Origin of the sequence: Streptomyces swartbergensis, assembly GCF_002148965.1 — a bacterium.
Taxonomy (GTDB): Bacteria; Actinomycetota; Actinomycetes; order Streptomycetales; family Streptomycetaceae; genus Streptomyces; species Streptomyces swartbergensis.
On the sequence record NZ_NGFN01000475.1, the window covers coordinates 1 to 5,322 of the forward strand.

6 protein-coding genes are annotated in these 5,322 nt (G+C 72.7%); 5 read left to right on the forward strand and 1 reads right to left on the reverse strand.

Translation table 11 applies throughout. From position 1 onward, the window contains the following. A partial coding sequence (locus CA983_RS40255) for a zinc-binding dehydrogenase (protein WP_143645718.1) occupies window positions 1-419 on the forward strand: 419 nt, incomplete at its 5' end. A 42-nt stretch (window positions 420-461) separates the two neighbouring features. On the opposite strand, the gene CA983_RS40260 is transcribed toward CA983_RS40255, so the two are convergent. After that, window positions 462-1,292 carry a helix-turn-helix domain-containing protein gene (locus tag CA983_RS40260; RefSeq protein WP_086605638.1) on the reverse strand — a complete coding sequence of 277 codons (831 nt, stop codon included), beginning with the start codon at window positions 1,290-1,292 and terminating at the stop codon, window positions 462-464. 61 nt (window positions 1,293-1,353) lie between these two features. Between CA983_RS40260 and CA983_RS40265 the strand changes: the two genes are divergently transcribed. The 4 genes from CA983_RS40265 to CA983_RS40280 form a co-directional block, all read left to right on the forward strand. Further along, window positions 1,354-1,956 (forward strand): TIGR03086 family metal-binding protein, encoded by a 603-nt coding sequence (locus CA983_RS40265; protein ID WP_086605639.1) that lies wholly within the window; start codon window positions 1,354-1,356, stop codon window positions 1,954-1,956. Between the two features lie 62 nt (window positions 1,957-2,018). After that, window positions 2,019-3,095, forward strand: a complete 1,077-nt coding sequence (locus tag CA983_RS40270) for an LLM class flavin-dependent oxidoreductase (protein ID WP_086605640.1) — start codon at window positions 2,019-2,021, stop codon at window positions 3,093-3,095. A 129-nt stretch (window positions 3,096-3,224) separates the two neighbouring features. Continuing rightward, complete coding sequence (locus tag CA983_RS40275) at window positions 3,225-3,932, forward strand: response regulator transcription factor (protein ID WP_086605641.1); 708 nt, start codon at window positions 3,225-3,227, stop codon at window positions 3,930-3,932. Then, the coding region (locus CA983_RS40280) for a sensor histidine kinase (RefSeq protein ID WP_086605642.1) at window positions 3,933-5,322 on the forward strand (1,390 nt) is incomplete at its 3' end. It lies immediately after the preceding gene.

Consider the following 5,322-nt stretch of genomic DNA (forward strand, 5'->3'; position numbering starts at 1 on the left):
CGGTCCAACTGGCCGTGCACCGGGGGATAGCGGTGACCGGGCTGGCGCGGGAGGGGGACGAGGAGCTCGTACGTTCCTTGGGGGCTCGGCGGTTCACCGACGGCGCCGTCGCGGACCGGAGCTTCGACGCGGTGCTGGACGCCGCGGTCCTCGGTGAGCGGGCCCTGGCGTCGGTGCGGGACGGGGGCCGGTACGTCGGCGTCATCCCGCAGGCCCAGCCCGCCTCCGTCCGGGGGGTGCGGACCGATGCGGTCGAGGTCGGTGCCGACGGTGCGCAGCTGGCGGACCTGGTGCGGCTGGTGGACGAGGGGGTGCTGACGACGCGGGTGGCCGAGACGTTCGCTCTGGACGATGCCGCCAAGGCGCATGCCCGGCTGGAGGAGGGCGGCGTGCGGGGGCGGCTGGTGCTCGTGCCCTAGGGGGTGCGGACACGCCCTAGGGGTAGGGGGTGCGGACACCCCCTATCGCCCGACTCGGGCTCCGGCGGCGTAGGCCGCCGGAGGTACTCCCACCGTCGTCGTGAAGTCCCATACCAGATGGGCCTGGTCGGCGTAGCCGAGGTCGGCGGCGAGGGCGGCCCAGTCGACGTCGCTGCGGGTGCCGGCCTGTTCCAGGGCTTCGTGGATGCGGTAACGGAGGATGACCCACTTGGGGCTGACGCCGACATGGGTCGAGAAGAGCCGTTGCAGCGCCCGCACCGACAGTCCTCGCGCGTGGGCGAAGTCGCCGACGCGGCGTACGGTGCGGTCCGCCTGGATGCGTCGGACGAGGTCGATCGCGAGGTCTGCCTGCGGATCCGGGGCGCAGGGCAGGGAGAGCAGGAAGGCATCGAGGGCGGCCACCCGGGCGCGGTCGTCCGCGGGGGTGACGACCGAGCGGACGGTGTCACCCGTGACCTGCGGGAACACCTCCTGGACGGGCAGCGTGCGGCCCGTCCACCGGGAAACCGGCACCTCGGGGGCGTACGGCCGGAAGCCGCCGGGCCGGAACTTCGCCCCGCAGACCCGGCCCCGGCCGGACAGTTTCCTGGTGTACAGGCCGAGCGCGACGCCGGTGACCTCGCCGTAGGGCGCGTCCTTCTCGTCGGCCCCGTCCCACTGGAAGGTGAGGTTGACGGCGGGGTGCGGGACGATGTGGGAGGCGTAGGGCGCGGGCAGGTCCCAGTCGATGAGCCAGTACCACTCGACGTACCGGCGCAGCGGCTCGGCGGGCTCGTGGCGGCGGAATCGCACGCGGTTCAGCAGCCCGGACGGGTCGACGATCCCGCGGGTGTCGCGGCGGGGTGCCTCCATGGCCGGATCGTACGTCGCGTTTCTTCAAGAAGGGCGGCCCGGGCGTCCCTACGGTCGGGGTATGGACACCAAGCGCAGTGAAGCGAAGAGCCACACCCTGGGCGATCTTCTGGCGATGGCGCGTGAGCGGGCCGTGCCTGTGGTCCGGGCGATTTCCGACGAGGCGCTCTCCGCCCCCACGCCGTGTGCCGACTACGACGTGAAGGCCCTGGTCAACCATCTCTTCCAGGTGGTCGTGGAGTTCCAGAAGCTGGCCGCCAAGGGGGAGTCGGACTTCTCCACGACGCCCGACCGGGTCGGCGCGGGACCGGACTGGAGGGAGCGGTTCGCCGAGGAGACGGACAGGCTGGTGGCGGCCTGGTCGGCGCCCGGTGCGGAGGAGGGCACGGCAGGGGCGTGGCAGATGCCCGCGCGGCTGGTCGGTTCGATGGCGTTGCTCGATCTGACCGTGCACGTGTGGGACCTGGCCCGGGCCACGGGCCAGGAGTACCGGGCGGACGACGGGGTGGAACCGGTCCTGGAGCAGCTCGCCGGCACGGTCGCCCAGCTGGCGCCGACGGCCCGGTCGACCGGTGTGTTCGCGGAGCCGGTGCCGGTGGCGGAGGGCGCGTCGCCCTTCGAGCGGCTGCTCGGGCAGACCGGCAGGGATCCGTACCGGACGTGACGACCTGCCTGTTGTTCCGCCAGGTACGGTTGAAGTGTAAACAACCTGGAGGGTGAGCGACCATGCAGTTCGGGATCTTCAGCGTCGGCGACGTCACGCCCGACCCGACCACCGGCCGGACGCCGACCGAACGCGAGCGCATCAAGGCCATGGTCGCCATCGCGCTGAAGGCCGAGGAGGCCGGCCTCGACGTCTTCGCCACCGGCGAGCACCACAACCCGCCGTTCGTCCCCTCGTCCCCGACCACGATGCTCGGCTACGTCGCCGCCCGCACCGAGCGGCTGATCCTCTCCACGGCCACCACGCTCATCACCACCAACGACCCGGTGAAGATCGCCGAGGACTTCGCGATGCTCCAGCACCTGGCCGACGGCCGGGTGGATCTCATGCTGGGGCGCGGCAACACCGCCCCCGTCTACCCCTGGTTCGGGCAGGACATCCGCCAGGGCATCCCGCTCGCGATCGAGAACTACGCCCTCCTCCACCGGCTGTGGCGCGAGGAGGCCGTCGATTGGGAGGGGCAGTTCCGTACGCCGTTGCAGGGCTTCACCGCCACGCCCCGCCCGCTGGACGGCGTACCGCCGTTCGTCTGGCACGGGTCGATCCGCTCGCCGGAGATCGCCGAGCAGGCCGCGTACTACGGCGACGGCTTCTTCCACAACAACATCTTCTGGCCGGCCGACCACACCAAGAGGATGGTCGAGCTGTACCGGACGCGGTACGCGCACCACGGGCACGGCACGCCCGAGCAGGCGATCGTCGGGCTCGGCGGGCATGTGTTCATGCGGCGGAACTCGCAGGACGCCGTGCGTGAGTTCCGGCCGTACTTCGACGTCGCGCCGGTGTACGGGCACGGGCCGTCGCTGGAGGACTTCATGGCGCAGACGCCGCTGACCGTCGGCTCCCCGCAGCAGGTCGTCGAGAAGACGCTGGCCTTCCGCGAGTACGCCGGTGACTACCAGCGCCAGTTGTTCCTGGTCGACCACGCCGGGCTGCCGCTGAAGACCGTGCTGGAGCAGATCGACCTGCTGGGCGAGGAGGTCGTGCCGGTACTGCGCAAGGAGTTCGCCGTGGGCCGCCCGGCGGACGTGCCGGACGCGCCGACGCACGCGGCCCGGCTCGCCGGGGCCCGAAGGTGAGAGGACGGTAGGCACCCCGCCTGTGGTTGCGTGACCCCTGGTGAGAGGGCAGTAAGAAGGACGCTCCGGCGCAGCTCATCCGGTCCCGGAACCCCGGCGGCGGGGCACACTGGACGCGTGTCCCAAACAGTGCTGCTCGCCGAAGACGACCGCGCCATCCGCCACGCCCTGGAGCGTGCCCTGACCCTGGAGGGTTACCAGGTCATGGCGGTCGCCGACGGTGTCGAGGCACTGGCGCAGGCCCACCGCAACCGTCCGGACGTCCTCGTCCTGGACGTGATGATGCCCGGCATCGACGGGCTCCAGGTGTGCCGCGTGCTGCGCGCCGAGGGCGACCGGACGCCGATCCTGATGCTGACCGCCCTCGTGGAGACCGCCGACCGGATCGCCGGCCTGGACGCGGGCGCCGACGACTACGTGGTGAAGCCCTTCGACGTGGAGGAGGTCTTCGCCCGGCTGCGCGCCCTGCTGCGCCGCACCAGCCCGGTGGGCGTCGGCGGCGCAGCCGTGGCCGAGGCGCCCCGGCCGGTCCCCGAGCGGTTCATCGAGGCGGCCGGCATCCGCATGGACCCGCAGGCGCGCCGGGCCTGGCGCGGCGCCCGCGAGCTGGAGCTGACCCGCACCGAGTTCGAACTGCTGGAGCTGCTGGTCCGCAACGCGGGCATCGTCCTCGACCACTCGACGATCTACGACCGCATCTGGGGGTACGACTTCGGCCCCGGCTCGAAGAACCTCGCCGTCTACGTCGGCTATCTGCGCCGCAAGCTCGACGAGCCGGACGCGCCGCAGCTGATCCACACGGTGCGTGGCGTGGGTTACGTGCTGCGGGAGGACTGAGTGGACCGCCTCCGCCGGCTGCTGGTCGGGCGGCGGCCGAAGCTGGTCTCGCTGCGCACCACCTTCGCGGTGTCGTTCGCGGCGGTGACGGCGGCCGTGACGATACTGGTCGGCATCCTGTCGTACAGCGCGGCGGCCCGGCTGGTGCGGGTGGACCAGCAGACCGTGTTCGACGAGGTCGTGCAGGATCTGCGCGACGAGGTGCGGCAGAACCACATGACGCCCGGCGACTTCTCGTCCGCCGCGCCGGGCCACGACCTGGTCCGGCCCGCCCGGACGGATGTGCAGGTGCTCGGCCCGGACGGGCATGTCGTCGACCGGGGCAGTCCGGGGCTGCCGGTCACCGGTGCCGACGTGCGGATCGCCGGGGCGGCCGTGTCCGGGCGGGTGGCCCAGCACAAGGACGTCGACGTGGGCGACGACGTCTACCGGGTCGCGACCGTCTCCCTCGGCGGCGGTCGGGGCGCGGTGCAGGTCGCGCAGGAGTTCAGCGACGTCGAGGATCTGCTGCGGGCGCTCCAGCGGCGGACGCTCCTGCTGATGGCCGCCGTCGTGATCGCCGCCGGCCTGTTCGGCTGGTGGCTGGCCCGGCGGATCACACGCCGCCTGGTCGTCCTCACCGACGCCGCAGAGGACGTCGCCCGCACCCGCCGGCTCGGCATCCAGGTGCCCGTCGCGGGGCACGACGAGGTGGGCCGGCTCGGGCGGGCCTTCGACCGCATGCTGGGGCGGCTCGCGCAGTCCGAGGAGGACCAGCGCCGCCTGGTCCAGGACGCGGGCCACGAGCTGCGTACGCCGCTGACCTCCCTGCGTACGAACATCTCCCTGCTCCGCCGGATCGACGAACTCCCGCCCGGGACCCGTGAGGAACTGGTCGCCGACCTGGGGCAGGAGGCCCGCGAGCTGACGGACCTGGTCAACGAGCTCGTCGACCTCGCGGCCGGGCAGTCCGACACCGAGCCGCCGCAGCGGGTGGACCTCGCCGACATCGCGGAGGAGGTGGCGGGCCTCGCCCGGCGCCGCAGCGGCCGGCGGATCCTGCTCCGCGCGAGCGGCGACACCACCACCGACGGGCGGCCCGGCATGCTGACCCGGGCGCTGTCCAACCTCGTCGAGAACGCGGTGAAGTTCGACCAGGGCGGCTCGGGCCCCATCGAGATCGTCGTCGCCGGGCCCGCCCGGCCCGGCACCATCCGCGTCGAGGTCCTCGACCGCGGCCCCGGCATAGCCGACAAGGACCTCGACCGCGTCTTCGACCGCTTCTACCGTGCCGCCGACGCCCGCTCCCTGCCGGGTTCCGGCCTGGGCCTGTCCATCGTCCGGGAGGTGGCACTCGCGCACGGGGGAGCGCCGTTCGCGTTCCGGCGGGAGGGGGGCGGGACGGTGATCG

Excerpts from the sequence above, each read along its gene's own strand:
- CA983_RS40260 (WP_086605638.1), bottom strand. The coding sequence starts at position 1,292 with ATGGAGGCACCCCGCCGCGACACCCGCGGGATCGTCGACCCGTCCGGG.
- CA983_RS40270 (WP_086605640.1), top strand. The coding sequence starts at position 2,019 with ATGCAGTTCGGGATCTTCAGCGTCGGCGACGTCACGCCCGACCCGACC.
- CA983_RS40265 (WP_086605639.1), top strand. The coding sequence starts at position 1,354 with ATGGACACCAAGCGCAGTGAAGCGAAGAGCCACACCCTGGGCGATCTT.